The organism is Nocardia abscessus (assembly GCF_015477775.1).
Taxonomy (GTDB): domain Bacteria; phylum Actinomycetota; class Actinomycetes; order Mycobacteriales; family Mycobacteriaceae; genus Nocardia; species Nocardia abscessus_A.
In genome coordinates, this window is the sequence record NZ_JADLQO010000025.1 from 24,449 (window position 1) to 50,106 (window position 25,658).

The following is a 25,658-nucleotide window of genomic DNA, read 5'->3' on the forward strand; positions in this document are numbered from 1 at the left end:
TCCGACTTCAGAAAGTTCCAGCTACGGGTGACCGGAACGGGTGGATGAGGCACCGGGTCTGGGTAGCTGCTCAGCTGATGGCAGCGCCGAACCACTTCGGCAGGCTGGTGAGCAGATCCTGCTGGTCTTCGCCGACCCACGCCACGTGGCCGTCCGGTCGCAGCAACAGCGCGGGCACATCCAGTTCCTCGCCGACGTCGATGACGTGGTCGACTCGGTCTGCCCAGCCCTCCACCGACAGCAAGCCGGTCCGGTCGAGCAGCAACCCGCGGCCGCCGTGCATCAGCTCGTAGAGGCGCCCGCGCTTCAGCCGCACGTCCCGCATCCGACGGCCGAGCAGTTCGTGCCCCTCGCCGAAGTCGTAGTGGACCTCGATCGCGGTGATGAGCCCGGTGACGTACCGGTTCACCTCCTCGAAGTCCATCAGCCTCGAGAACAGCTCGCGCAGCGCTGTCGCACCGGAATCGGTTCCCATCAGCGTGATCTGCGCGCGGGTGTTCTCCAGTACGCGGGCGCCCACCGGGTGCCTTTCGGCGTGGTAGCTGTCCAGAAGCCCCTCCGGCGCCCAGCCGTCGACCTCGGCGGCCAGTTTCCAGCCGAGGTTGAACGCGTCCTGGATGCCGAGGTTGAGCCCCTGCCCACCGGTCGGAGGGTGGATGTGTGCCGCGTCGCCTGCCAGCAGCACCCGGCCGACCCGGTAGCGCTCCGCCTGCCGGGTGGCGTCGCCGAAACGGGACAGCCAGTGCGGTGAATGCGCCCCGAAGTCGGTGCCGGCGACCGCCCGCAGCTGCTGCTTGAACTCCTCGAGGGTCGGTGCGGTCGCACGGTCCTCGGCCACCCCATCGGCGGGCACGACGACGCGGTACAGCCCGTCCCCGAGGGGCTGGGCGCCGAAACGCTTCTGGGTCTGGTAGACCTCCGCGACGATCGCGGCGACTTTCGCCTCGTCCTCGGTCAGCTCCATGACGCCCAGCAGCGTCTCGACCGTGGCGGGTTCACCGGGGAAGCCGACGCCGAGCAGTCTGCGCACCGTACTGCGACCGCCGTCGCACCCGACGAGGTAGCGCGAGCGCAGGCGCGTGCCGTCCGCCGTCTCGACGGTCACCCCGTCGTCGTCCTGGATCAGCCCGACCAGTTCGCAGCCGCGCCGGATCTCGGTACCGAGTTCCAGGGCATGCTCGTTGAGCAGCCGCTCGGTGACCGGCTGCGGAGTGGCGAGACCGTACGGGTGTGCCGTGTCCATCCGGTCCGGCCACGGCTTGACGATGCCGCCGAAGAGACCACCCACCCGGAACTTCTCACTCACCGCGAGGAACCGGTCCAGCAGGCCGCGCTGGTCCATCATCTCGACACTGCGCGCGTGCAGACCTTGTCCGCGGGACTCCTCGGTCGGCGCGGTCAGCTTCTCCAGTACCAGCGTGCGCACGCCGTGCAGCCGTAACTCACCGGCCAGCATCAAGCCGGTCGGTCCGCCGCCGGCGATGATCACATCAATCATGAAACTCCTTACGCATCGGCCGGCTGCTCGGCGTGCGTCCGGTGGCGCGCACACCCGCCCGTGCGCGCCGCATCGCGACTGCCACCGGCGGTTCGACGTCCCGCCAGACCCATGCGCCGCCGAAGCACCCGCGCTTCGCGCGTCCTCGATTTCCGCAGGTTCTGGCTCGGCTGGAGATTGTGCAGCATCACCGGGGCCTTGCCGCAAGGCCCCGGGTGCGCTATATGTTGAAAGTGGCAAGGAGCGGATAGCCCTCCTTGCCTTTGTGTTGTCCTTGCCTTTGTGTTGTCCCTGCCTTTGTGTTGTCCGCGCCGAACGGACAACCTCCTCCTCGCGAAGCCGCATGAGCGCGGCGCGGAATTTGCCGAACGCAGCCACGTAACCGAGCACTCCGGCGACGACACCGGCTGCTCGGTCCGGCCGCCTACCGGCGACGGTCACCTACCCAGCGCTCGAAGCGACGCAGGACCGAACGGCGGTGCACACCTGGAGCATCGGTCGGCCACAGTGTGGAAGTGGCTGAACCGGTGCGCAACTCGAGCCTCCGCGGTTACCGCAGAAGTGATCGAGTAATGCGGGCGCCGCGAATCAGGCGATCTTGTTCCGGAGTGGTCGCCCAGGCGATTTCTTGCCGTTGCCGTGGTAGGTGCCCTTCGGGCCGAGCTGCAGTTCGCGGAGCAGTTCGTGGCCGTGGTACACGCGGACGATTCCGTTGTGCTCGGAGGTGTGCACGGTCTCCCCGACGAGCTGGGCGCCGACCTGGATCTTGCGCTTGCGGTAGCTGATCGCGCCGTGGGAGTTGACGCGCAGCGCGCGCGACCGCGCCGCGTCGTCCATGTCGGCGACCGCTGGGATCTCCAGCGGCCCACCGGGCAGGAGTTGCCGAACCCCATCGGACATCGCGTATTCCGGTCGCGCACCGACCAGGCCGTTGCGGCGCAAGATCGCGTGCACCGTCGATATCGCGGGTACCTGGCTCGTACTGCCCCGCATCAGTTCCGCGCGGATCCTGCGGGCGCCCCACTGCGGCCGATTCAGCCGAATTCGCACCACGGCGGCCTCCACCGCGGCCGGCGATCGGCCCGGGAAACGATTCGGACGGCGCGAGCGCGGCACCAGCCCCGCCACGCCCTGCGCCCGGTAACGCGCGAGGTAGCTGTAGTAGGTCTTGCGGGAGATTCGGTACCGGCGGCAAACCTCGGTCACGGTGAGCCGATGACGTTCGGGCGCCTGCAGGATCTCGAGCCACAGCTCGGGCCGAGTACTCATGGGCGGATCGCGTCGGCTCGGTCGACGACCGGCGCGGCCGCCTCCGCTTCGGCGAATTCCTCGGCGGGTACGGGAGCGGGCTTGCCGGGGATGAACGACGACGCGACGATCAGGATCACCGCGGCTCCCGCGATCCACCAATACGCGTGCTGGAATCCCAGCTGCGCGCCGACGGTCGTTTCGATGATCAGCGCGACCATCGCGATGCCGATCGAGGCGCCGAGCTGGTTGAGCATGTACAGCACGGAACTGCCCTGCGGGACCAGTTCGGGTGGCAGCGTCCGGTAGACCGATCCGATCGTCGGCGCGCCCCCCGATCCCGTGCCGATCCCGAAGGTGAACGCGGCCAGCGCCGTCCACCACAGGTTGGTATTCGCGTCGAACTGGGTGAACCAGAGGGCGCTCAGTAGCGCCACGACCGCGCCGGTCAGTGCGAGACGACGGGAGCCGAGCTGGTCGGAGAGCCGGCCCGCCAACGGCATCGCGATCGCCGATCCGAGGCCGAAGGGCGCGAGCAGCAGACCGGCCTCCCATGCGTCGAAACCCCGAACCTGTTGGTAGTACAGCGGAATCGCGAAAATGCTGGCGAAACTGAGCAAGCCGAGCAGGGCCGCCGCGACCACGCTGGCGCTGAAGCTGCCGCGGGTGAACAATCGCACATCGATCAGCGGCGGCGTCGCCCGCTTGCGCAGCGCGTGCGCGGTGTAGGCGGCCAGCAGCACGATCGCGACGGCCAGCGGAAGCAGCACGTGCCAGGTCGTGAAGACACCCCGCTGGCCGACCTCCGACAACGCGAGCACGCCCACGGCGACTCCCGGGCCGATCAACGCGACGCCGATCACGTCGAGCCGGGTGCGGGTGTCCTGGGGCGGGTCGACGGGCAGGACCCGCCGCGCCAGCACGAACGAGACGATCGCGATCGGCACGTTGATCAGGAACATCCAGCGCCAGTCGAAGCTGCTCAGGATGAGACCGCCGACGATCGGGCCGAGGATCGGGCCGGTCGAACCGACGATGCCCATCACTCCCATCACTCGGCCCATCCGATTCGGGCCCGCGGCGCGCGCCAGCAACGTGAGCATCAGCGGGTCGAGGATGCCCGCTCCGATGCCCTGGATCACGCGGAACACGATCAGGCTGCCTATGGACCAGGCCAGTCCGGAGCCGATCGAGCCGACCAGGAACACCACGAGCCCGGTGAGCCAGAGTTTGCGGCCGCCGAAGCGGTCGACGGCCCACGCGCCGACCGGAATGGTGAGCGTCAGCGCCAGCAGGTAGCCGGTGGACACCCAGCCGACGGTGGCGAGGGAGGTGTCGAACCTCGCGGCCAGGGTGTCCACCGCGACCGCGGCCATCGAGCCGTCGAGGATGCCCATGATCCCGCCGAGCAGGATCACGCCGATCATCCGCCGCAAGGCTGGATCGAGCCGGTCTTCCAGGGGTTGCGTCATAGGTGTCTCCCGGACTGGAAATGCATGCGTGGGTTTAACTCGCTGGTTCAATCTAATGTCCGTGGCTGTACATATCAAGACGGTTCACGAAAATGAACCGACGAGGAAAGATCGCGCCGGAGGTGCGCTACACTGCGGAAGTGGCAGCAGTGACATCGCCGGCCGGGCAGACGCCCTCGCGCGGGCGGATCGACAAACGGCAGGCGATCCTCGACGCGGCGTTCGTCGTGTTCGCGCGCCGGGGTTACGCGCAGGCGTGTGTCCAGGAGATCGCGGAGGAAGCCGGCGTCGCCAAGCCGACCATCTACAACCACCTCAACGACAAGGAAACGCTGTTCCGGCACGCAGTGACGGCCGTCAGCGACGCGGTGCTGGCCGAGAACCTGTCGGTTGTGGAGCGGTTGCGCAACCCCGGCCCCGACTTGCGCGCCGCACTGGAAGACCTGGCGTACCGGCTGATCCGGGTCTGCTGCTCCGAGCGATCACGATCGCTGCGGTGGCTGACCTACGGCCAGGTCGCCCAGTTCCCCGACCTGATCGACATCGTCGTGAGCCGCACGTCGGACCAACTGGCCGAAGCGCTGGCCGATCGGCTCGCGCGCCTGTCGCTGTCCGGCCGCCTGCGCGCGTGCGACCCGGCCGCCGCCGCGGAACAGTTCCTCGTGTTGATCACCGGGCCGATGGAGGGCCGCTCGCGGCTCGGCACCCGGAAGGTCTCCACCGCCGAGATGCACGCGGTCGCCGCGGCGGCGGTCGATACTTTCCTGCGCGCCTACGAAGCGCCCGAAAACCGATGAGCCCGCACTCGTTTCGTTTCGGCGTCGTCGCCGTCTCCGCCGCCGGCGGGAAGGAATGGACGGCGACCGCCCAGTGGGCGGAAGACGCCGGCTTCTCGGCCCTGCTCGTGCCCGACCTGCCGCCCCCGGTACCCGCGCCGCTGACCGCGCTCGCGATCGCCGCGGCGGCGACCACGAGGTTGGAGGTCGGTACCTGGGTGCTGGCCAACGATTTCCGCAACCCCGTCGTCGTCGCGCGGGAGGCCGCCACGCTGGATCTGCTCTCCGGCGGCCGTTTCCGGCTCGGGCTCGGCGCGGGCCAGCCCGCCAACGGCTACGGCGACCTCGGAGTCACCGTCGAATCCGGCGCGATCCGGATCGAACGGCTCGCCGAATCGGTCCGTATCGTCAACGCGCTGTTCCGTGGCGAGCGGGTCCACCTCACCGGCACCCATTACACGAGCGCCGGGGCCGAGCTGCTGCCTGCGCCACCGCGCAAAGTGCCGCTGCTGATCGCCGCGGGCGGCAGGCGCGCGACCGAACTCGCCGCGGCCGAAGCGGATACCGTCGCGTTCAGCACCTTCTCCCGGGAGCAGCTCGCCCGTCAGCTCGAATGGCTGGAGAACGCGGCGGGCGAACGGTTCCCGCAACTCGAACTGGCTCTGCGCTTCAGTACTCCATCGAGCACCATCGGACCGCCGATGCCGGACGGAGCGCCCAACCTCCTCGCCGGTGCACCGGACGACGTCGCCGATCAACTCCGCCGACTGCGCGACCGGTTCGGCATCTCCTACGTCGTGCTGGACGAGATCGCCGCTCGTGACCTCGCTCCGGTGGTGAGTCGGTTGGCAGGCGCCTGACCGTCAGCTCTACGCGATCACCGACCCAGCTCATCGGCGATGCGGGACCCGGGGATAGCGGCCAGCAACTCTCGGGTGTAGTCCTGAACGGGATTGCCGAACAGGTCGTCCGTCGCTCCGATCTCGATGATGCGGCCCCGCCGCATGACCGCTACGCGGTGGGCGATCTGGCGTACGACAGCCAGATCGTGCGAGATGAACAGGTACGCCACGCCGGTGTCGGCCTGCAGCTCCGCGAACAAGTCGAGAATCTGAGCCTGCACCGACACGTCCAGTGCCGACACGGGCTCGTCGCAGACCACCAGCTCGGGCGCCAGTGCCAATGCGCGGGCGATCGCGACGCGCTGCCGCTGGCCGCCGGAGAGCTCCGCGGGCCTGCGGTGCAGCACCGCGGCGGGTAGGGCGACCCGGTCGAGGAGCTCGCGGGCACGCGCCGCACGAGAAGCACGGTTACCGACACCGAACACGCGCAGCGGCTCGGTGATCACCTCCTGGATCGAGAACCGTGGATCCAGCGACTCGTACGGGTTCTGGTAGATCAACTGCGCCCGTCGCCGTAGTTCCCGCAGTCGCGCGCCCTTGCTGGTCGTCACATCCTCGCCGCCGAATGCGATCCGGCCCGACGTGGGCTGCGCGAGGCGCAGGACGAGCCTGGCAGTGGTGGACTTGCCCGACCCCGACTCCCCCACCAGAGCCAGCGTTTCCCCGCGCCGCAGCGAGAATCCCACGCCGTCGACCGCACGAACGACGCGCGCCGCTCCGTCGGCGCGGGGTAGCGGAAACTCTTTGACCAAGTTCTCGACAGCGACGAGCGGCTCGGCCTCCGCCGCGGGCCGAAGCACGCGCGGCCGGGTGGCGCCGAGACTCGGCGCGCTGCGCAGCAACTCACGCGTGTACGGCTCCTGCGGGTCGGCGAGAATCGCGCGCGCAGGCCCACTCTCGATGATCCGGCCCTGCGACATTACCGCGATGCGCTGGGCCCGGTCCGCGGCGACACCGAGGTCATGGGTGACGAGCAGGACCGCGGTGCCGAACTCCTCGGTCAGGTGCTGTATGTGGTCGAGGATGCGCCGCTGCACCGTCACATCCAGAGCGCTGGTCGGCTCGTCGGCGATGATGAGCTTCGGCTGCGCGGCGATCGCGATGGCGATGAGCGCGCGCTGCCGCATGCCGCCGGACAATTCGTGCGGGTACTGTCGCGCCCGAATCTCCGGATCGGGCATTCCGGCCCGATCGAGAAGTTCGACGGCGTGCGCAGCCGCCGAGCGGCGCGTCGCCGAGCCGTGGATCACCAAAACCTCGGCAACCTGCGTCCCGATCCGCTGCACCGGGTTCAGTGCGACACCGGGATCCTGTGGGATCAGGCCGATCTGCGCGCCACGCACGGCCCGCAGGTGTTTCTCCGGCAACGTGGCCAGGTCGTGGCCGCCGAACTGGATGCGGCCGGCATCGATCCGGCCCGCGGCGGGCAGCAGCCGGGTGATCGCGTGCGCCGTGGTGCTCTTGCCCGAGCCGGATTCCCCGACCAGCGCGACGATCTCGCCCGGCGCGATATCCAGATCGACCGATCGCACCGCGTGCGCCGGTCCTGTCCGGGTGCGGTAGGAGACGGTCAAACCACGCAGTTCCAGCAAATTTCCGGTCATCCTTTTTCCGGTCATCGTTGCCGCGCCCATTCCCCGTCCAGCGCCCGCGCGATCCGATTGGTCGCCAGCACCAAGGCCGCCACCATCAGTCCCGAGAGGGTCGAGATCCACCAGGCGTTGGCGAGATAGCTGCGGCCGCTGGAAATAAGCGTGCCCCACTCCGGTGCCGGTGGCACCGCGCCGTAGCCGAGGAAACTCAGCGACGACACCGCGAGGACCGCGGTGCCGAGGTCCAGAGTGGCCAGCACGATCACCGGCCCGATCGAGTTCGGCAGGACGTGACGGCCGAGCACCGTGTACCAGCGAGCGCCCGAAGACCAGGCGGCTTCGACGAACACCGCCCGGCGCAGGCGCAGCACTTCCGCGCGCATCACCCGCGCGAAGCCCGCCACGCCTGCGACTCCGACGGCGATCGCGACCTTGACCGTGCCGTAGCCCAGAGCCGTCACCAGCGCCAGCGACAGGAACAGCGCCGGAATGGACAGCAGCACATCCGCGAACCTCATCAGCACGTCATCGACCCACCGGCCGACGAATCCGGCGACGAGCCCGATCGCACCACCGGCCACGAATGCCACCGCGACGGCGATCACGGTCGCCTGCAACGACAGCGCGGTGCCGTGCACGACGCGGGCGAACAGATCGCGGCCGAGCTCGTCCGTGCCGAACCAGTGCTGCCCGCTCGGTGGCGAGAATATCTCCGAGGGTACGCCCAGCAGCGGGTCACGCGCGGTGAACAGCGTGGGCCGGAACGCGGCCGGCACCACCAGCGCGACGACGACAACCGACAGCACCAGACCCGGCCGGTACAACCAGAACCGCAGCAATCGCCCTCTGTCGAACCGGGTGTGGGGTTCGGGCTCGGCGCCACCATCGACCGCGGTCCGGTCGACGGCGAGTTCGGTCAGCAGGGTGTCGGTCATGCGAAACTCCTTCGGCCTGCTACCACGATCCGTGGGTCCAGCAACGGATAGATCAGGTCGACGACCAGGTTGACCACGACGAACACGAACGCGCCGAACACCACGACACCCTGGACGAGCGGAATGTCCTGCACGCTCACGGCACCGGCCATGACCCGTCCCAGGCCGTTGCGGGAGAACACCGTCTCGATGACCACCGAGCTGGCCAGCAGCTGGCCGACGAGCAACCCGACAATGGTGAGCGCGGGCAGCGACGCGCTGCGCAGGGCATGCCGCAGGTGGACGCGCACGCGGCCGGCGCCCTTGGCGCGGGCGGTCTGCACGAAGGGCGCGTCCAACGTGGACAACAGGCTCTTCGCCAGCACCTGCGCGATCAGCGCACCGGTCGGAATCGCCAGCGTGACGGCGGGCAGCACCAGCCCGGGCAAGCCGCCGTTGCCGAACGCCGGAAACAGGCGCACTCGAAAGGACAGCAGCTGCACCAGCATCAGCCCCGCCCAGAAGGACGGGATCGAGATCGCCAGGGGCGGCAGCGACAGCAGCACCTGGCGCAGCCATCGCCGCGTGGTATAGGTCGCGCTCAGGGCCAAGCCGCCGCCGAACAGCACAGCCAGTAGCACGGCCGCACCGGTCAGCTGCAACGTCGGCGGCAGCGCGGTCACGATCGTGTCCGTCACCGACCGGCCGGTGGCCACGGAGTCACCGAAGTCGCCGCGCAGCGCCTTGCCCAGGTAGTCGAAGTACTGCACCAGGATGGGCTTGTCGAATCCGTACTCCGCGCGGAGAGCGGCCAGCTCCGCCGGGTCGACCGGCGAGGAGTTCAGGCCCCCGCCCGCCATCGCGGACACCGGATCACCGGGAAGGTAGTCCAGCACCAGAAACGACACCGTGTAGGCCGCCCACAGCACCACGACCGCCTGCGCGAGCCGACGTAATATATACCGCCGCATGACTTGTCAGCTCCGCCAGGTGTCGTGCAGCCGGGTTCGGCTCGACGCCTCGAACGTCAGGCCGTGCACGCGCCCGGACACCGCGAGCACGGTCTCCAGTTCCACGACCGGGATCACGTAGGCGTTGCGCACGATCAGCCGCTGCGCCTGCTCGACCAGCGGCTGCCGTGCGGCCGGGTCCACCGCCGCGGCCTGGCCGGTGAGCAGTCCGTCCAGTGGGCTCGGCGCCAGCCGGTAGGCGTTGACCAGCTGCGTGGAATACAGGGTGCGCAGGCAGTCCGGGTCCGCTCGGCTCAGGTCCCCGCCCCACAGCCCGTCGAAGTCCCCGGTCTGCAGAAGCTGCGGGAATTGGGTGACCTGCAACTCTTTGAGTTGCAACTCCACCCCGATCGCCTTGAGCTGCTGCTGGATCAGCTCCAGCGCAGGCCGCGTGTTCTGTGAATTGTTGAACCAGACCACCGTCAGGCTCAGCCTGGCGCCGTCCTTCTGCCGGATGCCGTCACCGCCCGTCGTCCAGCCCGCCGAGTCCAGCAGCGACTTCGCCTGCGCCACGTCGACGGTCAGGTCCGCGGAGAGATCGATGTAGCCGGGGGTCGTGCGCGAGAGGATGCCGGTCGCCGGGGCCGTGCCGCTCTGGAATACCGCTTCCACGACCTGGCGCCGGTCCACGGCCGCCTGAATAGCCTTGCGCACCTGCACCTCTCGCAGGATCGGCCGCGAGTTGTTCAGGCCGAGGTTGAACACCGCGCCCGGATGCGAGCGCGTCAGCAACGTGACGCCTGCGGCTTTCAGCCCGGGCTCGTCGGCGCGGCCGGTGCCTGCGACGACATCCACTTGGCCGGACTGCACGCTACCGGCCCGGACACCGGATTCGGGAATCACGGTGAACTCGAGTTTGTCGAGGTAAGCCTCGCCCGGCTTGGTCCACAGCGGCGACCCCCAGTTGTAACCGGCGCGCTTGGTGAGCGTGATCGACTGGTTGGGCACGTACTTCGACAGCACGAACGGTCCTGAACCGACCACTCCGTCGCTGCACCGCTGCTGCGGCGTCTTCGCGGCGCTGGCCGCGGAGACCAGGCCGAGCGCGGCCGTCGAAGTCGCCTGGAGGAACTGGGCATTGGGCTGCTCGAACGTGATCCTGGCCGTGTGGTCGTCGATCACCTCGGTGCCGACGTAGCCGCTGATATAGCCCTTGGACAGGATGGCGAGCGCGCCGAGCTTCGGGATCGCGTCGAAATTGTCCTTCACCACCTGGGCGTTCACCGCGCTGCCGTCGCTGAAGGTCGCGCCGGGTCGCAGGTGGAAGGTGAAGGATTTCGCGTGCTCGTCGACCTCCCAGCTCTGCGCCAGCCACGGCACTGTCTTGCCCGTCGCCGGATCCTGGTCGGTCAGCGAATCGACGGTCTCGCGCAGCGAGTAGAGCGTGTCGCTGCTGCCGACCTGCTGCGGATCGACGCAGCCCGCGTCCGAGGCGACCGCGAACGTCAGCGTGCCACCGGGTTTCGGCGGTCCGGCGTCCCCGCCGGACTGACCGTCGGTACTCGAGTCGCAGGCACTCGACAGCAGGGCCGCCCCCGCTATCAGTGCCGACGCACAGCGGGCCGACTTCGAACGAAATGCACTGCTCACTGGGTTTTCCTCATCTTCTGCCAGGATTCATGCCGCACGACAGCGGTAGCCACCGAGTACTTCACGGAAACCGGATCGGGCGACGGCACACGGAACGTTTTCACACCGCGAATTGCCAGGTCAATGATTCGAATCAGCACGTTCGCAAATGACGTTTTCGCCGGAACGCCGTGCCGTATTCGTCGACCGCCGATCGGTATCGGAAAGACCGAGGTTCTTCCCCGCGACGGATTTGATACCGTACGATTCGCCGCGCGATACCTTGTCGCCGGGGGAGAAAGGACAGACGTGACCACCTCACCCGAAGATCTGCTCGCGACCATCGAAGCCGAGCGGGCAATCTACCGAACGTTCTACCACTTCTTCCGAATCGCGGACACCGGTGAGAGTGAACGCTTCAACGAATGCTTCACACCCGACGCGCTGATCGAGTACCGCATCATGCCCGGCCCGGTCGTGCGCTTCCACGGGCGCGACGAGTTCACCTCGTACATGAGTCGCGTACCGAAGTCGCAGCGCGCCATGGTGGCCCACGTCGCCGGGCAGGCCACCATCGAGTGGACCGATGACGGCCCCCTGCTCACCGCCTACGCCACGGTCTGGCATTGGTTCACCACCAGGGATTTCGCCGACTCGAACCGGCCTGCGGACTGGACCACCATCGGCCTGGTGCAGGACAAGTTCGAGAAGTACGACGGCGAGTGGCTGATCTCCCACCGCGATGTGCGGCCGGTGGCGGGACGGGTCGCCGCCGGGCGCGGCCCGGTCTGAACACACCCCCTTCTGCGCACGGGCTGGGCTCGCACACGAGTCCAGCCCGTTCGCCGTTGTGCGGGTTTTCGGACGGCCGCCGAGCGTCGCGTAATTTCGATGGAGAGGCTGTTTCCCGAGCATCGAACGTGCGGCGGGGTAGAAATTATGTCCCGTAATGATCGTGGACATCGGTAACACAATGTTCCGGCCACCTGGGTGACATTTCCGAGTGTTCGGACGATCGCTGAACGGCCGGAGAAAGAGAATACGTCAGCTCGTTCGCAGCTGAAATGCGAGGTTCGCCCCCAGCGTGTCACCGATGTTCCGACAACAGTTGCCTCAACTTTTCCGAAGCGGGCACGGCGGGGGTGAACTTTTCCGAAGCACAGCGTCATCGATCACGCCACAATACTGCGGTCGCGGAATGAGAAACCTACGGACGAACCGTAGGTTTTGCCACCGTATCTTGTGACCCGCGAACTACCCGTGCCAAGGTTATCCAGCCCGGTGCACGACGGTGCGGCCGCGGCTTCCTGGGGCTCCCCGATCAATCCATGTCGTATTGCGGGAACAGTCCGCTCCAGTTGTCGTGAACGGAACGAAAGGTATCGCTGCGATGTCGGAAGACCTGGGGCTGGCCGAGCAGGTGAAGCGGCTCACCGAACGTATCGAGACGCTGGAGAACGTTCGCGAGCTGAACACCCTGCGGCACAACCTTCCCCGCTACATCAACGACGGCAGATGGGACAGCGTCGGCGAGTTGTTCAGCGAGACAGCGTTTCTCGACTACGGCCATCTCGGCCGAGCGGAGGGGCGCGCGGCCATCGAGCGGTACTTCGCCGGCCTGCCGCAACTGATCGAGGACAACAGCCCGGCCGCGCAGGTGCTGGTCAAGCAGTTCCTGCACGGGCACGACGTGGAGATCCTGGGTGACCGGGCGACCGGGGTGTCCTTCTTCGAGGAGAAGGTGGTGTTCGACACCGAAAGCTCCATCGTCGCAGGCAAGTTCACCGACAGCTACGTGCGCGAGCAGGGCCGCTGGCTGTTCTCGCGAATCACGCTCGACCTGTACTGGGTCATCCCGTACGCGCGCGGCTGGCAGCAGTAGCTCCGCGTCCCGGCAGAAAGGCTCGCCATGCTTCAGAAGAACACGACCCAGCGCCTCGGCTACTGGCTGCTGGACCTGCATCATCGGTTCGACGCCGCCACCGGGGAGATCCTGCGCGAGGAGAAGCTCACTCGCCGACAGTGGCAGATCCTGCACGCCCTCCAGATCGGCCTGAGTACCGTCGCGGAACTCGACCAGGCGTTCGCGCCGTTCCTGCTGGTCGATCGCGATCAGTCCTACCAGCCGATCGTCGACGAGTTCGCCGCCCGTGGCTGGGTGGAGGTCTCCGGCGGCACGGTGCGTCTCGCCGAGGCGGGCCGCGCGGCACACGAACGCGCCGAAGTCCTGGTGAACGCGCACGCGGCCGAATCGTTGCGGGGCATCACCGAGCCCGAATTCCTCGCCGCGAACGCCGTCCTGCACAAGATCGCCACCAACCTCGGCCACGAGTGATCCGGTTTTCTCGCCGCTCGTCGCGGCAGCGCCGACCGGGTCGACGCTGAACCCTTTCCCGAGGAGTGCATCATGCCTTCCGTCCACGACCGGCCGTTCCGTTTCGGCCTGTGCGTCTTCACCCCGTCCACCCGAGCGGAGTGGGTGGCCAAAGTCCGAGCGGCCGAGGAACTCGGCTACGACGTCGTCTCGGTGTCGGACCATCTCGGCATGCCCGCGCCGATCCCGACGCTACTGCTGGCCGCCGAGGCGACCGAGCGCATCCGGATCGGCACGCTCGTGTTCAACACCTCGTTCTACAACCCGACGGTGCTGGCGCGGGACATCGCCACCGTCGACCGGTATTCCGGCGGCCGGGTGGAACTCGGCCTCGGCGCGGGGTATGACCGAGCCCAATTCGACGCTGCGGGGTTGCCCTGGCTCGGCGCGGGCGAGCGAGTTTCGCTGCTGGAGCGAACCGTCGCGGAGTTCCGCAGACCGCGGGCGCACCTGGATCAGTTCGCCCGATTCGAGCAGCCGTCCGGGCCACCGATCCTGATCGCGGGCCGCGGGGAGCGCGTGCTGCGGCTGGCCGCCGAGCAGGCCGACATCATCGCCTTCACCGGCACCACCAGGGTGCGCGACGGCGACGGGCTGAAACTCGGTGGCATCGCCGAGGTCACCGGCCGGATCGAGCTGGCACGCAGGCTGCTCGGTGACCGGATCGAGGAGGTGGAGCTGAACATCCCCATCCACCGGGTGCTGCCGAAGGGGACGACCGACGGCGTCACCGATGTCTGGCAGAACCCCCTCGAGTACGGCGCCGACGAACTCGCCGAGCTGCCGTCGCTGTTGTTCGGCACTCCCGAAGAGTGCGCGGACACGCTGCGCGAACGGCGCAAGACGCTCGGCCTGACCTACTACACCGTGCTCGAACCCGAGATGGAGGCCTTCGCCCCGATCATCGAAGCGCTCCGCTGAGCAGAGGAGATCGACATGACCGAACAATCCACTGTGGACACCGGCACCGGATACGGCCGCAAGGCACCGACGTACGACGCGCGGTTGACCGAGGTCGGCCCTGGCACGCCCATGGGCGAGGCGCTGCGACGGTACTGGCACCCGATCGCCACATCGGCGGCGCTCACCTCCGACCTGCCGCACCGCACGCGCATTCTGGGCGAAGATCTCGTCGTCTTCCGCGACGGGCAGGGTCGTGCGGGCGTGGTGTTCGAACGCTGCGCGCATCGGGGCGCGAGCCTGTTCTACGGCCGTATCGAGGACGACGGCCTCCGGTGTGGCTATCACGGCTGGAAGTTCGACGTGCGAGGTCGATGCCTGGAGCAGGCGTGCGAGCCGGATCGGGGACGCCGTCGCGATGCCGCACGCCAGCCGTGGTATCCGGTCGAGGAGCGATACGGGCTCGTGTTCGTCTATATGGGCCCGCCCGAGCGCAAGCCCGTCCTTCCCCGTTACGACTGCCTGGAAGACCTGGCCGAAGGCGAGCAGTACTACGCCGAGTGGCCGATCCCCGGAATGAACGTGACCGGCCCGGTGCAGGACTTCAGCTGGCTGCTGATCTACGAGAACACCATCGACCCGGTGCACATCAATTGGCTGCACTCCCAGCACAGCGGCTACCAATTCCTCGGCACGGGCACCACGGGCTTCCCCGAGGATTTCTTCGATCCCTACACTTTGCCCGGCCGAGTCACCTACGAGCGGACCGAGTACGGGGCGAAGTACGGCATCCGCTTCCTCGACAAGGAGGAGAACGGCGTGCGGCCCGAGCGCGTGTGGGGCGCGGAACTGCATCTGCCGAACGCCACCGCGTTGCCGGACTGGGTGCGGCTGGTCCCGGATGCGCGGGCCGACATGGTGATCTGGGCCGTGCCGGTCGACGACACCAGCCACCGCGCCTTCTTCTCCATTCGGTCCAGCGATCCCGAGCGCGTGCACCGGTTCTTTCTCGGCATCACACAGAACGGCAAGAACCCGTGGGAATTGTCCGAGGAGGAACGTCAGCGCTTCCCCGGCGACGGTGAGGTGATGACGTCGCAAGGCCCCGTCGCGCTGCATTCCGAGGAGACCTTGGCGACCACCGACCGCGGCGTGGTGCTGCTACGCAGGTTGTTGCGGACCATGATCGACGACGTGGAGGCAGGCCGCGACCCGCAGGGCGTGAGCCTGGTCGACGTGCCGCCACGCCGCACCCAGGGTGGCATGTTCACTTTGTCCACCGCTACATCGGACGAGAACACGACGGCAGCGTCCACGGCCGGAGTCTGAGGGCCGTGGACGTGACGTGGATGGAGGCGGTGGTGGTCGCCCACTCCCCCGCCACTCCGGACATCGCGGTGATCGACCTCGCTCCGGTCGCGGACCACGAATTCCCTTCCTACACCGCCGGAGCGCATATCGATGTGCTGATCAATTCGGGACTGGTCCGCCAGTACTCGCTGTGTGGGCCGCCCGAACGGGGCCGGTACCGGTTGGCCGTGCTGAACGCGCCTTCCTCCCGTGGCGGATCACGGGCGATGCACGCGCTCGAGGTGGGCCACCGGATACGAATCTCGCCCCCGCGCAACCGCTTTCCTCTCGTCGCGGCACAACGTCATCTCTTGTTCGCCGGGGGAATAGGGATCACTCCCCTGCTGGCGATGGTGCGGCACCTCGAGCGCGAAGGCGGTGACTACGTGCTGCACTACTGCACCCGCGCACGTGCCCGCGCCGCCTTCTTCGACGAACTGGCCGGAAACCCTCGAGTCACTTTCCATTTCGATGATGAGGGCTCCGGCCAGCTACTCGATATCGCCCGCGATCTGGGCGACCCTCGCCTGGACACGGCCGTCTACGTCTGCGGCCCGGACGGCTTCATGGACTATGTCCTGGGCAAGGCCGAAGCGCTCGGCTGGCCGCGACAAGCCCTGCACACCGAACGGTTCGGCAGTGACCGCGCCGAGTCGCAACCAGTGGCGTCCGAGTCGGGCGGATTCGCCGTCCGCCTGGCGTCCACGGGCGCCGAATACTTCGTCCCCGACGGCCGCAGCGTGCTCGACGTGCTGTTGGACAACGGCGTCGACGCGCCCTATTCGTGTCAGCAGGGCATCTGCGGCGAGTGCGTCGTGCGGGTACTGGCAGGCGACCCCGACCACCGCGACGACGTGCTCACCGACGACGAGCACGCCGAAGGCCTGTTCACCACGTGCTCCTCTCGGGCCCACTCACCGGGCCTCGAACTGGATCTGTGATCGAAGGCCCCTGACTGTATAGCTGGTGCTACCACACGACCACTGATCTGCTGGTGAACGTCGACGGCGACCAGGCCCCGGCTTCGGTGAACTCGCTCGTGTACTTCTACCGCGACGGCCGACCGCCCCACCAGACGAGCGGCCTGCGACTGGCCTGCACCGCAATTCGGACACCGGCGGGCTGGCGACTCCGCGAGGCGCGGGTCATGCTCGCCTTGCTGCGCAAGGATTGATCTCCGTAGGACAGGTCCGATACCTGGCGGAGGCGATTCGGTCGCGGGCAGTGGGATGCACGGCCCGCGACCGAAGACGACGCTGTCGTGAGCGACTGCTGCGACTACGGAGCGGAGATGGTGGAGGAGCTGACCTCGGGGGCGATGCGACGGGAGAATCCGGTCAGCACCTGGCCCGGGCCGAGCTCGATCAGCTCGTCGTAGCCGTCGGTCACCGCCCGCCGGATGGTGTCCACCCAGCGCACGGGCGCCAGGAGTTGCCTGCGCAGGAGTGCCCGGATCTCGGCGGGATCCTCGAGGTAGTCGGCCGTCACGGCGCTCAGCACGGGGATCTGTGGAGGGCGCAGGGCGCACCGGTCGAGTTCGGCGCCGAATTCGTCGGTGATCTCGGTCATCAGCGGAGAGTGGAAAGCGCCGGCCACCTTCAATCGCACGACTTTCACGGCGCCCGCGGCCCTGGCCGATTCCTCGAGCTCGATCACCGCGGCGGTGTCGCCGGACACCACAGTTTGCCCGGGCTGGTTGTAATTGGCCACCTTGACCACGCCTGTCCCGACACCCTCGCACAGTTCGTCGATCCGCTCCGAGGGCAGGCCGATGATCGCGCTCATCGCCCCGTCGTAGCGATGCGAGACCTCGGCCATGAGTTCACCGCGCCGGCGCACCAGCCGCAGCGCGGATTCCTCGTCCAGCACCCCGGCGACGGCGAGAGCGGTGAACTCGCCCAGGCTGTGGCCGGCCACGGCCGCAGGCGCCAGTCCCTGCCACCTGCGGACCGCGACCAGCGCGAGGCTGGTCGCGAGAACGGCGGGCTGGGTGACGTCGGTGGCCCGCAGTTCTTCGGCGGTGCCCTCGACGCACAGTTTCGTCAGCGGCATGCCGAGAATGTCGTCGGCCCGCCGAAAAACTCTCTGCGCCACCGGATATCCCTTGATCCATGCGGCCATGCCCGGACGCTGAGACCCTTGCCCGGGGAACAGCCCCAATGTCCGTGGGCCGTCCGCTGGGTGGATCCCGGGCTGCTGTCGGATGGAAACGTCAACGGTCATGGTTGCGACCTCCGGAGGTAGGTGGATCTCATGGCACGGCTTTCACGGGGCCGGGTCTCGTTGCCGGACCGGGCCGAGATCGAGCTGAGGAGCGCAGCTCGACGCCTGCGGCGACGACCGCGATCAGCCCGGCCCCGGTGATCACCGCCGCGGCAGGCCGAGAGGTGTCGGAGCCGGCGGCGACGGCGATCGGCAGCACGAGCGCGGCGCCGAGCTGGACTCCCGTCTGATAGAGCGGGACGGCCACCGTGCGCAGTTGCGCAGGCACGGTCGCGGTCGACTGCATGTTCAGTGCCGCGAACGACAGCACGAACCCGGCTTCGATCAGGATCAGCACCGGCAGCACGTCGGTCGGATAGTGCCGGATCTCGGGGCGGGTCAACAGCAGCAGGTGACCGGCGAGGGTCGCCACCGCCCCGGCGAGGATCAGCCGAGCGGTGCCGAACCGATCGACCAGCCGTCCCGCGAAAGGCACCGACAACGCCAGCGGAAGACTCGCGGGCAACAGGCCGAGGGCCGTCTGCCACGGTGACCAGCCGAGCAGTCGGTGCAACGACACGGCGAGCACCACGAGCAGGGCGAGATAGCCGCCGTTCAACGCCGCGGCGCCGAGGGCGGAACGCACCAGGGAACCGTTGCGCAGCAACGCTATCGACAGCCGCGGCGGCGCGGTGACCGCAGCGTCCGGGACCACCCGCCACGCGGCGATCAGCAGCGCGAGCGCCACCGGGGCGGGGAACGCGAACAGCAGATGCCGATCCAAGGCGGCGAGCGCACCCGACAGCAACAGACCCGTGGTGAATCCGGCGGCACCGAACGCGGCGTACACCGAAATCGCGCGCCGCTGTTGCGCACCGGCCGGGAACTGCGCGGCGATCACCGCGAGACCGGCGGGCGCGGTGAGCGCCGCGGCGGCGCCCTTCACCACCCGGGTCGCGACGAGCACCGCCACGCTATCGGTGAGACCGCCGATCACAGACGCGAGCGCGAAGACCGTCATCGCGGCGAGATAGACCCGCCTGCGGCCGAATCGGGCCGCCAGTGCGGGGCCGGACAGCAGCAGCGCGGCGAAACCGGCGGCGAAACCGGTCAGCAGCCATTGGGTCTCCCACACCGAACGGTGCAGATCGGTGGTCAGCACGCCGAGCGCGGGCACCAGGATCGAGCCTTCGATCGCGTCCAGGATCATGTTGCCCGACAACACGAGCAGCAGCACCCACCGGCGCCGGTCCCAGCGCGGCGTCGCGGGATGCGGCTCAGTCACGGCCGTCCTCCGGTGCGCCGAGCTGGAATTGCTTGTCCAACAGCGGCGGAAGCTGTTCACCGACCAGTTCGATGTGGCGCAGCACCAGATCGTCGGGCATGCCTGCGATGCTGGCCCAGAAGATCAGATGCCGCACCGGCAGCCCGGCCGCGTGTTCGTGAATGCGTTCGGCCGCCTGCTCGGGGGTGAGGATCTCGAGCAGCCCCCACGACCCGTCCGCCGGACGCTGCCGCAGCTGATCGAGTTCCAGCACTGGCGGCACCGGCGCGTCGGTCTCCTCCACCGACAGCCGGCGATAGGTGTTCATCTGATGCGCCAGATGCGGTGCCACCCGCTCCCAGGCGGCCTCGGGGTCGTCGGCCAGCAGGATCGGCAGCAGATCGGAGACCCTGGCCGACTCCGGATCGTGTCCGCCCTCGATCAGGCCCGCGCGGTAGTGCTCGAACAAGGTGCGCGAGATGTGCAGGAATCCCAGGCCGAGCCGTCCGGTGAGCCGCGCGCCACGCGGCCCGTAGAACCCGCCCCACAGCGGCAGTGGGTCCTGGATCGGGCCCGGTGTGATGCCGCCGGTCGCCCACAACCGCTGGATCTCGGCGATCGTCTCGCCGGTGCGGGCGAAGCGGCGGCCGAATTCGGCGTCGAAGAGCCGATATTCGGGGACCCGGTAGCCCGCGCCGAGCCCGAGCTCGAGCCGGCCACCGCTGATCAGGTCGACCAGCGCCGCTTCCTCCGCCAGCTGCGCGGGCTTGCGCAGCGCGGGCAGCACCACCGCGGTGCCGATGCGCACCCGCCGGGTCCTGGCCGCGGCGGCCGCGGCGAAGGTGAGCGGTTGCGGAAGATAGCCGTCCTCGAAGAGATGATGTTCGGTGAACCAGACCCCGCCGGCGCCGCGGTGCTCGGCCTCCTCACAGAATTCGAGGGTGCGGGCATAGTGGTCGGCCCACGGCCGCTGCCACTGGACCGGGTTGCGCAGGTCGAAGAGTAGTCCGACATCCATGGTGGGGCTCCGTTCGTCAGCGGGAGGTTCGTCAGCGGGAGGTTCGCCGCCGGGAGGTGGTTCACCGGGTGGTACTGGTCCACGCCCGAGGGTCGGTGAAGGCGGGTCGGCGCTCGAGGCGGCGCCAGCGGGCGGCGGCCCTGGCGGGTGCGGCGAGTGCGCGGAGGCGAACGTAGAGCAGGACGGTGAGCGCGCCGAGCTCGTCCGGGTCGGCGCTGCCCTTCTCGACGCGCAGGAAGGGGGCGGGCTCGGCGCTCATTGCGGTGGGTTCCCGTGCTTGCGGCGCGGCAGATCGGTGTCCTTGCCCGCCAGCATGGCGAAGGCGCGGATCAGGACGCTGCGGGTGTCGCGCGGGTCGATCACGTCGTCGATGAGTCCGCGTTCGGCCGCGTAGTAGGGGTGCACGAGTTCGCTGCGGTACTCGGCGATCTTGCGGTCCCTGGTGGCCTTGCGATCGTCGGCGGCGGCGATCTCGCGCCGGAACACCACGTCGGCCGCGGCTTCGGCGCCCATCACCGCGATCTCGTTGGTCGGCCAGGCCAGTGCCAGATCGGTGCCGATCGACAGCGAGTCCATCACGATGTAGGCGCCGCCGTAGGACTTGCGCAGCACCAACGAGATGCGCGGCACGGTGGCGTTGCAGTAGGCGTAGAGGAGCTTCGCGCCGCGGCGGATGATGCCCGCGTGTTCCTGACCGACGCCGGGCAGGAAGCCGGGGACGTCGACGAGGGTCAGCAGCGGGATGTTGAAGGCGTCGCAGAACTGGACGAACCGTGCGCCCTTCTCACTGGCGTCGATGTCGAGCACCCCGGCCAGGCTCATCGGCTGGCTGGCCACGACGCCTACCACCTGCCCGTTCAGCCGGGTCAGCGCGCACACCAGGTTGGTGGCCCAGGTGGCCTGCACCTCGAGATAGTCGCCGTCGTCGACGATCTCGGCGAGCACGTCGCGAATGTCGTAGGGACGGTTGCCGTCCAGGGGAACCAGCTCGGTCAGGGTGTCGGTCTGCCGGTCGGGCGGATCGGCGGTGCAGGCGACCGGCGGCAGCTCACGGTTGTTCGCGGGCAGCATCGACAGCAGCACCCGCACGTCCGACAGGCAGGAGGCCTCGTCGTCGTAGACGAAATGGGCCACGCCCGACACCGAGGCGTGCACGTCGGCGCCGCCGAGCTGGTCGTGGGTCACCTCCTCGCCGGTCACGGTGCGCACCACGTCGGGGCCGGTGATGAACATCTGCGCGATGTCGCGCACGACGAACACGAAGTCGGTCAGCGCCGGAGAGTAGGCCGCGCCGCCCGCGCACGGCCCGAGCATCACGCTGATCTGCGGGATGACGCCGGAAGCCTTGGTGTTGCGGCGGAAGATCCCGCCGTAACCGGCCAGCGCCGAAACCCCCTCCTGGATGCGCGCTCCCGCGCCGTCGTTGAGCGAGACCAGCGGCGCGCCCGCCCCGATCGCCATGTCCATGATCTTGTGGATTTTCTGGGCGTGCGCCTCGCCCAGTGCGCCGCCGAAGATCCGGAAGTCGCTGGCGTAGACGAAGACCGTCCGCGCGTCGACGGTGCCCCATCCGGTGATCACGCCGTCGGTGTAGGGCCTGCGCGCCTCCAGGCCGAAGCCGGTGGCGCGGTGCCTGCGCAGCGGCTCCACCTCGACGAAGGAGCCGGGGTCGAGCAGCAGGTCGATGCGTTCCCGGGCGGTGAGTTTGCCCTTGCCGTGCTGTCGTTCGGTGGCCGCCGGGTCGGGGCCGAGCCGGGCGGCTCGTTTGATCGCGTCCAGCTCGTCGAGCCGTTCGGTGTAGCCGGCGGGTTCGTGCACTGTGGTCATCGGGATCTCCTGGAGTCGTCGTCCGAGCGGTCAGCCCAGTAGCGTCCCGCCGGTCGCGTCGATGAACGCGCCGGTGATCCAGCGAGCCTCGTCGGTGGCGAGGAAGGTGACGACGTCGGCGACGTCCACCGCCTTGCCGACTCGCTTGAACGCCGACAGCCGGGCCATCTGTTCGACCGCCTCCGGGATGTCGAACACGGCGCTGCCGTTGTCGGTGATGCCGGGCGCGACGCTGTTGACGGTGATGCCGCGCGGGGCGAGGTAGCGGGCGAAGTGCAGGGTGATCTGTTCGATCGCGCCCTTGGTCATCGAGTACGCCACCTGCTCGGGGTTGGCGAAGCGAGTGAGCCCGGAGGAGATGTTGACGATGCGCCCGCCTTCGGGCAGCAGGCCGAGCGCGCGCTGCACGATGAAGAACGGGGCCTTGGCGTTGACCGCGAACAGCCGGTCGAATTCCTCGGGCGTCACCTCTTCGGGCGAGACGCCTGCCGGGGTCGTTGCTCCCGCGTTGTTGACCAGGATGTCGAGTCTCGTCTCCCCGGTCCGCTCCTTGAGTCCCTGCTCTAGGCCGAGGAACAGCTCGTGCACCCCGCCCGGCGTGCCGAGCTCGGCGCGGACCCGGAAGGCTCGTCCGCCGTCGTTCTCGATCAGTTCGACCGTCTCCTGGGCGGCGTCCTCGTTGCCCGCGTAGTGCACGGCGATGAGGGCCCCCTTGGCGGCGAGCTGCTGGGCGATCGCGCGGCCGATGCCGCGGCTGGAACCGGTGACCAGTGCGGTCTTGTTCGTCAGGCTCATGGGTCTTTCCTTCGTGAGGGTTGGATGGGCGGCCGGGGCGCCGGGGCGGGGCAGGCCGCTGATCATGCGGGCGAGGTGGGCGCGGACGTCGTCGAAGCGCAGCAGTTCGCCGAACAGCTGCCGTGCGGGTTCGACCTCGGGTCCGCCGAGCAGCAGCAAGGTTTGCGCGCGAATGTTGGTCAGGGTGCGCGCGCCGATGGCGTGCCGCGCGCGGTGGTAACCATCGAGGTGCGCGTCCCCGGCGGTTCCGGCGAGGTGGGCGATCAGGCGGCCGGACAGGTCGGCGGCGTCCTGCAGGCCGAGGTTGAGGGCCTGACCACCGACGGGCATCTGCCGATGCGCCGCGTCGCCCGCGAGCAGCACCCGGCCCCGCCGGTACCGGGTGACCTGGCGACTGGTGTCGTCGAACGCGTTGCGCCACAGAGGTGTTCCGTGACCGATCGACTCCCCGGTCACCCGCTCCCATGCGGTGGCGATCTCGGCGAAGCCCGGTGCGTCGGCCGTGCCGCGCGGCGCGGCGCCGTACTCGTGCACCATCACTCGCGTGCTGCCGTCGGGCCAGCGGGACGACACCGCCAGGCCGTGCGGATGCCGTTCGAACCGGCGGGCCGGGATGTCGATCCCCGCCACATCGGCCCGCAGCATCTCCCTGCTTGCCGTCGCACCGGCGAACTCGAATCCCGCCAGCTCGCGTACCGTGCTGCTCTCACCGTCACAGCCGACGAGGTAGGCGCAACCGTGCCGGTGGCGACGCCCGTCCCCCGCGACGGTCTCGGCCCGCACTTCGTCGCCGGTGGCGGACAGCGCCGTGACCCGGTGACCTCGTCGGAGCACAGCGCCCGCCTCGACCGCCCGGTCCTGCAGCACGGCCGCCAATTTCGTCTGCGGGCACTTCCATTGGCCGGCGAACCGATGGTCGGGGTCGGCCTCGGTGAGGTCCAGGCGCAGCCCGCCGAAGTGTCCCGGTCCGCCGTCGGGCAACGGGCCGAGCCGGTCGAGGACATCCCGTTCGGCGAGCACCTCCATCGTGCGGGCGTGCAAGGTCGACGCCCGCGATTCGGTGGTCGGTTCGGTGAGCTGCTCCAGCACGGTCACGCCGATCCCGGCGGCGGCGAGATCACCCGCCAGCAGCAGCCCGACCGGTCCCGCGCCGACGATCAGCACATCGGTGTCACCGTCGCGCTTCGGCATAGTTCTTGGCGTGGGTGAGCGTGGCACGGCTGTTGGCCCCGAGCGCATCGCGCAGGAAGGTCCGGGCCTCGGGCACCCCGGCGTCCGGACCGAGGATCTCGGTGATCCGCTCCGCCTTGATGATCACCGTGTGCTGTGACGACGCGGTGGTCGTGCCGTCGGCGTTCTCCTCGAACTCCCAGTAGCCCGTGTGCAGATCCATCAGCGCGGGCAACGTGGTCTGCTTGTAGGCGATGCGATGCCGGGGAAAGCACACACGCACCGACTCGGTGGTGTGGCGCGACCCGTCCTTGGTCAGCGTGTCCATCCGCAGCACCTGCACACCGGGAGTGGATTCGGTCAATTGGACCGACGCCACGTGCGGCAGCCGCTCGGTCCACAGGTTCGCCTCGTTGACGAAGTCGTAGACATCCCCTGCGGCGCCGGCGATCTCGACCGAGTCGACGAACGACAGCGTCAGGTCGCTGGTCCGCACCGCCGATTCCACCGCGGCCTTGAGACCGGGAAGTTCGGCCTTGCTGTTGTCGTCGACCGCCTTCTCGATCCAGGCCAGACCTTCGGGATCGTCGTCGATGGCGCTGTAGGAGTGCAGCAGCCGCAGGTGGGTGTGGTCACCGCGCGACTCGATGATCCAGGTCCCGCTCATGTGCGCCACCGGCGGCGCCGAGACCTCCTGCCAGAAGGTGATCCGCAGCGCCTCCGGATCGAGGACACGTCGCGAGATCCAGTTCTTCGCCTCCCCGTTGGCGGTGGCCCAGATCTGGATGCGCTCCTCGTTGCCCTCCTGTTCGAGCCGGGTGACGTACACCGACGGCGGGAACAGCCGTGGCCAGTTCTCCACCTCGGCCAGCAGGCGGTACACCTCGGTGGGCGGGGCCGCCACGGTGATGGCGTGCTCGACTTCGCGCGTGGTCCGTGTCGTCATGTCTTCTCCTGGTGCTCGTCGGCCGGATTCAGAAGTTGCCCAGTCCGCCGCAGACGTTGAGCGCCTGCGCGGTGATGGAGGCGGCGAGGTCGGAAGCCAGGTACCCGACCAGGCCCGCCACCTCCTCGGGCGTGGAGTAGCGGCCGAGCGGGATCTTGGCCTGGAACTTTGTGAGGATCGCGTCCTCGGTGGTGTCGTACGCCGCGGCGTATCCGGAGCGGACCCGTTGCGCCATCGGGGTTTCCACGTAGCCGGGGCACACCGCGTTGACCGTGATCCCGGTGGGGGCGAGCTCGTTGCCCAGCGCCTTGGTGAAACCCACCACGCCGTGCTTGGACGCCGAGTACGGCGCGCCCAGCACCACGCCCTGCTTGCCCGCGGTGGAGGCGATGTTGATGATGCGACCGCGTTTCTTGTCCCGCATGCCGCCGGTGGTGAGCACCTCCCGCGTCACCAGGAACACGCTGTTGAGGTTGGTCGCGATCACGTCGGTCCACAGTTCCTCGGTCAGGTCGGCGGTGACTCCGCCGCCCGAGCGCCCTGCGTTGTTGACCAGCACGTCGACCGTGCCGTACCGGTCGACCGCGGCGCGCACGAAGGCCGAGATGTCCTCGGCCGCGCGCACATCGGCGGAAGTGCCGTCGACGTCGAAACCCTCCCCGCGCAGTTGCGCGACGGTGTCGGCGACGGCGTCCTTGCTGCGGGCGCACAGGAACACCCGATGTCCCTGCCCGGCCAGCTGCCGCGCCGAGGCGAGGCCGATTCCACTGGTGGCGCCGGTGACCAGCGCCACCCTGTCGTCTGCGGACATGCTGTTTCTCCTCGTGGCGA

24 protein-coding genes are annotated in these 25,658 nt (G+C 68.7%); 9 read left to right on the forward strand and 15 right to left on the reverse strand.

What is annotated here, in order from left to right; translation table 11 throughout:
* Positions 1 to 70 precede the first annotated feature (70 nt).
* The 3 genes from rox to IU450_RS36735 form a co-directional block, all read right to left on the reverse strand.
* Positions 71 to 1,498 (reverse strand): rifampin monooxygenase, encoded by a 1,428-nt coding sequence (rox, locus tag IU450_RS36725; RefSeq protein ID WP_195154320.1) that lies wholly within the window; start codon positions 1,496 to 1,498, stop codon positions 71 to 73.
* A gap of 588 nt (positions 1,499 to 2,086) precedes the next feature.
* A complete protein-coding gene (locus tag IU450_RS36730; protein WP_195154321.1) occupies positions 2,087 to 2,767 on the reverse strand; it encodes a helix-turn-helix domain-containing protein in 681 nt (226 codons plus the stop codon).
* Positions 2,764 to 4,218, reverse strand: coding sequence for a DHA2 family efflux MFS transporter permease subunit (locus IU450_RS36735; RefSeq protein ID WP_195154322.1), 1,455 nt, complete (start codon positions 4,216 to 4,218; stop codon positions 2,764 to 2,766). The genes IU450_RS36730 and IU450_RS36735 overlap by 4 nt, the downstream gene beginning before the upstream one ends.
* Before the next feature lie 140 nt (positions 4,219 to 4,358).
* On the opposite strand from IU450_RS36735, the gene IU450_RS36740 reads away from it, so the two are divergent.
* Positions 4,359 to 5,015: a TetR/AcrR family transcriptional regulator gene (locus IU450_RS36740; RefSeq protein ID WP_324197958.1), complete on the forward strand. Its 657-nt coding sequence runs from the start codon at positions 4,359 to 4,361 to the stop codon at positions 5,013 to 5,015.
* Positions 5,012 to 5,854 carry an LLM class flavin-dependent oxidoreductase gene (locus tag IU450_RS36745; protein ID WP_195154324.1) on the forward strand — a complete coding sequence of 281 codons (843 nt, stop codon included), beginning with the start codon at positions 5,012 to 5,014 and terminating at the stop codon, positions 5,852 to 5,854. The genes IU450_RS36740 and IU450_RS36745 overlap by 4 nt, the downstream gene beginning before the upstream one ends.
* A 17-nt stretch (positions 5,855 to 5,871) precedes the next feature.
* Here IU450_RS36745 and IU450_RS36750 read toward each other — a convergent pair whose 3' ends face one another.
* From IU450_RS36750 to IU450_RS36765, 4 genes are read right to left on the reverse strand one after another with little or no spacing between them, the layout of a single operon-like run.
* The gene (locus tag IU450_RS36750) at positions 5,872 to 7,500 is read right to left on the reverse strand and encodes a dipeptide ABC transporter ATP-binding protein (protein ID WP_228835643.1); all 1,629 of its coding nucleotides are present in this window, start codon (positions 7,498 to 7,500) and stop codon (positions 5,872 to 5,874) included.
* Positions 7,501 to 7,511: 11 nt separating this feature from the next.
* Positions 7,512 to 8,423, reverse strand: coding sequence for an ABC transporter permease (locus IU450_RS36755; protein WP_195154326.1), 912 nt, complete (start codon positions 8,421 to 8,423; stop codon positions 7,512 to 7,514).
* The gene (locus tag IU450_RS36760) at positions 8,420 to 9,373 is read right to left on the reverse strand and encodes an ABC transporter permease (RefSeq protein WP_195154327.1); all 954 of its coding nucleotides are present in this window, start codon (positions 9,371 to 9,373) and stop codon (positions 8,420 to 8,422) included. The genes IU450_RS36755 and IU450_RS36760 overlap by 4 nt, the downstream gene beginning before the upstream one ends.
* Before the next feature lie 6 nt (positions 9,374 to 9,379).
* Positions 9,380 to 11,002, reverse strand: coding sequence for an ABC transporter substrate-binding protein (locus tag IU450_RS36765; protein ID WP_195154328.1), 1,623 nt, complete (start codon positions 11,000 to 11,002; stop codon positions 9,380 to 9,382).
* A gap of 288 nt (positions 11,003 to 11,290) precedes the next feature.
* Here IU450_RS36765 and IU450_RS36770 point away from each other — a divergent pair, with 288 nt between their 5' ends.
* From IU450_RS36770 to IU450_RS36800, 7 genes are all read left to right on the forward strand, one after another.
* The gene (locus IU450_RS36770) at positions 11,291 to 11,773 is read left to right on the forward strand and encodes a nuclear transport factor 2 family protein (protein ID WP_195154329.1); all 483 of its coding nucleotides are present in this window, start codon (positions 11,291 to 11,293) and stop codon (positions 11,771 to 11,773) included.
* 598 nt (positions 11,774 to 12,371) lie between these two features.
* Positions 12,372 to 12,863 (forward strand): nuclear transport factor 2 family protein, encoded by a 492-nt coding sequence (locus IU450_RS36775; RefSeq protein WP_195154330.1) that lies wholly within the window; start codon positions 12,372 to 12,374, stop codon positions 12,861 to 12,863.
* A 27-nt stretch (positions 12,864 to 12,890) separates the two neighbouring features.
* Positions 12,891 to 13,316, forward strand: coding sequence for a MarR family winged helix-turn-helix transcriptional regulator (locus IU450_RS36780; protein WP_195154331.1), 426 nt, complete (start codon positions 12,891 to 12,893; stop codon positions 13,314 to 13,316).
* 72 nt (positions 13,317 to 13,388) lie between these two features.
* Complete coding sequence (locus tag IU450_RS36785; protein ID WP_195154332.1) at positions 13,389 to 14,276, forward strand: TIGR03621 family F420-dependent LLM class oxidoreductase; 888 nt, start codon at positions 13,389 to 13,391, stop codon at positions 14,274 to 14,276.
* A 15-nt stretch (positions 14,277 to 14,291) separates the two neighbouring features.
* A complete protein-coding gene (locus tag IU450_RS36790; RefSeq protein WP_195154333.1) occupies positions 14,292 to 15,584 on the forward strand; it encodes a Rieske 2Fe-2S domain-containing protein in 1,293 nt (430 codons plus the stop codon).
* A gap of 5 nt (positions 15,585 to 15,589) precedes the next feature.
* A complete protein-coding gene (locus tag IU450_RS41145; protein WP_195154334.1) occupies positions 15,590 to 16,546 on the forward strand; it encodes a PDR/VanB family oxidoreductase in 957 nt (318 codons plus the stop codon).
* Between the two features lie 14 nt (positions 16,547 to 16,560).
* A complete protein-coding gene (locus tag IU450_RS36800; protein ID WP_195154358.1) occupies positions 16,561 to 16,779 on the forward strand; it encodes a nuclear transport factor 2 family protein in 219 nt (72 codons plus the stop codon).
* A 104-nt stretch (positions 16,780 to 16,883) separates the two neighbouring features.
* On the opposite strand, the gene fabD is transcribed toward IU450_RS36800, so the two are convergent.
* From fabD to fabG, 8 genes are all read right to left on the reverse strand, one after another.
* Positions 16,884 to 17,828: an ACP S-malonyltransferase gene (gene fabD / locus IU450_RS36805; RefSeq protein ID WP_195154335.1), complete on the reverse strand. Its 945-nt coding sequence runs from the start codon at positions 17,826 to 17,828 to the stop codon at positions 16,884 to 16,886.
* Between the two features lie 28 nt (positions 17,829 to 17,856).
* On the reverse strand, positions 17,857 to 19,092 hold the full coding sequence (locus tag IU450_RS36810; protein WP_324197959.1) for an MFS transporter: 1,236 nt from the start codon (positions 19,090 to 19,092) through the stop codon (positions 17,857 to 17,859).
* Positions 19,085 to 20,089, reverse strand: coding sequence for an LLM class flavin-dependent oxidoreductase (locus IU450_RS36815; protein ID WP_195154336.1), 1,005 nt, complete (start codon positions 20,087 to 20,089; stop codon positions 19,085 to 19,087). Before IU450_RS36815 ends, IU450_RS36810 begins: the two co-directional genes overlap by 8 nt.
* A 61-nt stretch (positions 20,090 to 20,150) precedes the next feature.
* On the reverse strand, positions 20,151 to 20,348 hold the full coding sequence (locus IU450_RS36820; protein ID WP_195154337.1) for an acyl-CoA carboxylase epsilon subunit: 198 nt from the start codon (positions 20,346 to 20,348) through the stop codon (positions 20,151 to 20,153).
* Positions 20,345 to 21,916, reverse strand: coding sequence for an acyl-CoA carboxylase subunit beta (locus tag IU450_RS36825; RefSeq protein WP_195154338.1), 1,572 nt, complete (start codon positions 21,914 to 21,916; stop codon positions 20,345 to 20,347). Before IU450_RS36825 ends, IU450_RS36820 begins: the two co-directional genes overlap by 4 nt.
* Before the next feature lie 30 nt (positions 21,917 to 21,946).
* A complete protein-coding gene (locus tag IU450_RS36830) occupies positions 21,947 to 23,902 on the reverse strand; it encodes an SDR family oxidoreductase (RefSeq protein ID WP_195154339.1) in 1,956 nt (651 codons plus the stop codon).
* Positions 23,883 to 24,827, reverse strand: a complete 945-nt coding sequence (locus IU450_RS36835) for an aromatase/cyclase (RefSeq protein ID WP_195154340.1) — start codon at positions 24,825 to 24,827, stop codon at positions 23,883 to 23,885. Before IU450_RS36835 ends, IU450_RS36830 begins: the two co-directional genes overlap by 20 nt.
* Positions 24,828 to 24,855: 28 nt before the next feature.
* The gene (gene fabG / locus IU450_RS36840; RefSeq protein ID WP_195154341.1) at positions 24,856 to 25,638 is read right to left on the reverse strand and encodes a 3-oxoacyl-ACP reductase FabG; all 783 of its coding nucleotides are present in this window, start codon (positions 25,636 to 25,638) and stop codon (positions 24,856 to 24,858) included.
* Positions 25,639 to 25,658 lie beyond the last annotated feature (20 nt).

Excerpts from the sequence above, each read along its gene's own strand:
- rox (WP_195154320.1), bottom strand. The coding sequence starts at position 1,498 with ATGATTGATGTGATCATCGCCGGCGGCGGACCGACCGGCTTGATGCTG.
- IU450_RS36730 (WP_195154321.1), bottom strand. The coding sequence starts at position 2,767 with ATGAGTACTCGGCCCGAGCTGTGGCTCGAGATCCTGCAGGCGCCCGAA.
- IU450_RS36735 (WP_195154322.1), bottom strand. The coding sequence starts at position 4,218 with ATGACGCAACCCCTGGAAGACCGGCTCGATCCAGCCTTGCGGCGGATG.
- IU450_RS36745 (WP_195154324.1), top strand. The coding sequence starts at position 5,012 with ATGAGCCCGCACTCGTTTCGTTTCGGCGTCGTCGCCGTCTCCGCCGCC.
- IU450_RS36750 (WP_228835643.1), bottom strand. The coding sequence starts at position 7,500 with ATGACCGGAAATTTGCTGGAACTGCGTGGTTTGACCGTCTCCTACCGC.
- IU450_RS36755 (WP_195154326.1), bottom strand. The coding sequence starts at position 8,423 with ATGACCGACACCCTGCTGACCGAACTCGCCGTCGACCGGACCGCGGTC.
- IU450_RS36760 (WP_195154327.1), bottom strand. The coding sequence starts at position 9,373 with ATGCGGCGGTATATATTACGTCGGCTCGCGCAGGCGGTCGTGGTGCTG.
- IU450_RS36775 (WP_195154330.1), top strand. The coding sequence starts at position 12,372 with ATGTCGGAAGACCTGGGGCTGGCCGAGCAGGTGAAGCGGCTCACCGAA.
- IU450_RS36780 (WP_195154331.1), top strand. The coding sequence starts at position 12,891 with ATGCTTCAGAAGAACACGACCCAGCGCCTCGGCTACTGGCTGCTGGAC.
- IU450_RS36785 (WP_195154332.1), top strand. The coding sequence starts at position 13,389 with ATGCCTTCCGTCCACGACCGGCCGTTCCGTTTCGGCCTGTGCGTCTTC.
- IU450_RS36790 (WP_195154333.1), top strand. The coding sequence starts at position 14,292 with ATGACCGAACAATCCACTGTGGACACCGGCACCGGATACGGCCGCAAG.
- fabD (WP_195154335.1), bottom strand. The coding sequence starts at position 17,828 with ATGACCGTTGACGTTTCCATCCGACAGCAGCCCGGGATCCACCCAGCG.
- IU450_RS36815 (WP_195154336.1), bottom strand. The coding sequence starts at position 20,089 with ATGGATGTCGGACTACTCTTCGACCTGCGCAACCCGGTCCAGTGGCAG.
- IU450_RS36820 (WP_195154337.1), bottom strand. The coding sequence starts at position 20,348 with ATGAGCGCCGAGCCCGCCCCCTTCCTGCGCGTCGAGAAGGGCAGCGCC.
- IU450_RS36825 (WP_195154338.1), bottom strand. The coding sequence starts at position 21,916 with ATGACCACAGTGCACGAACCCGCCGGCTACACCGAACGGCTCGACGAG.
- IU450_RS36830 (WP_195154339.1), bottom strand. The coding sequence starts at position 23,902 with ATGCCGAAGCGCGACGGTGACACCGATGTGCTGATCGTCGGCGCGGGA.
- IU450_RS36835 (WP_195154340.1), bottom strand. The coding sequence starts at position 24,827 with ATGACGACACGGACCACGCGCGAAGTCGAGCACGCCATCACCGTGGCG.
- fabG (WP_195154341.1), bottom strand. The coding sequence starts at position 25,638 with ATGTCCGCAGACGACAGGGTGGCGCTGGTCACCGGCGCCACCAGTGGA.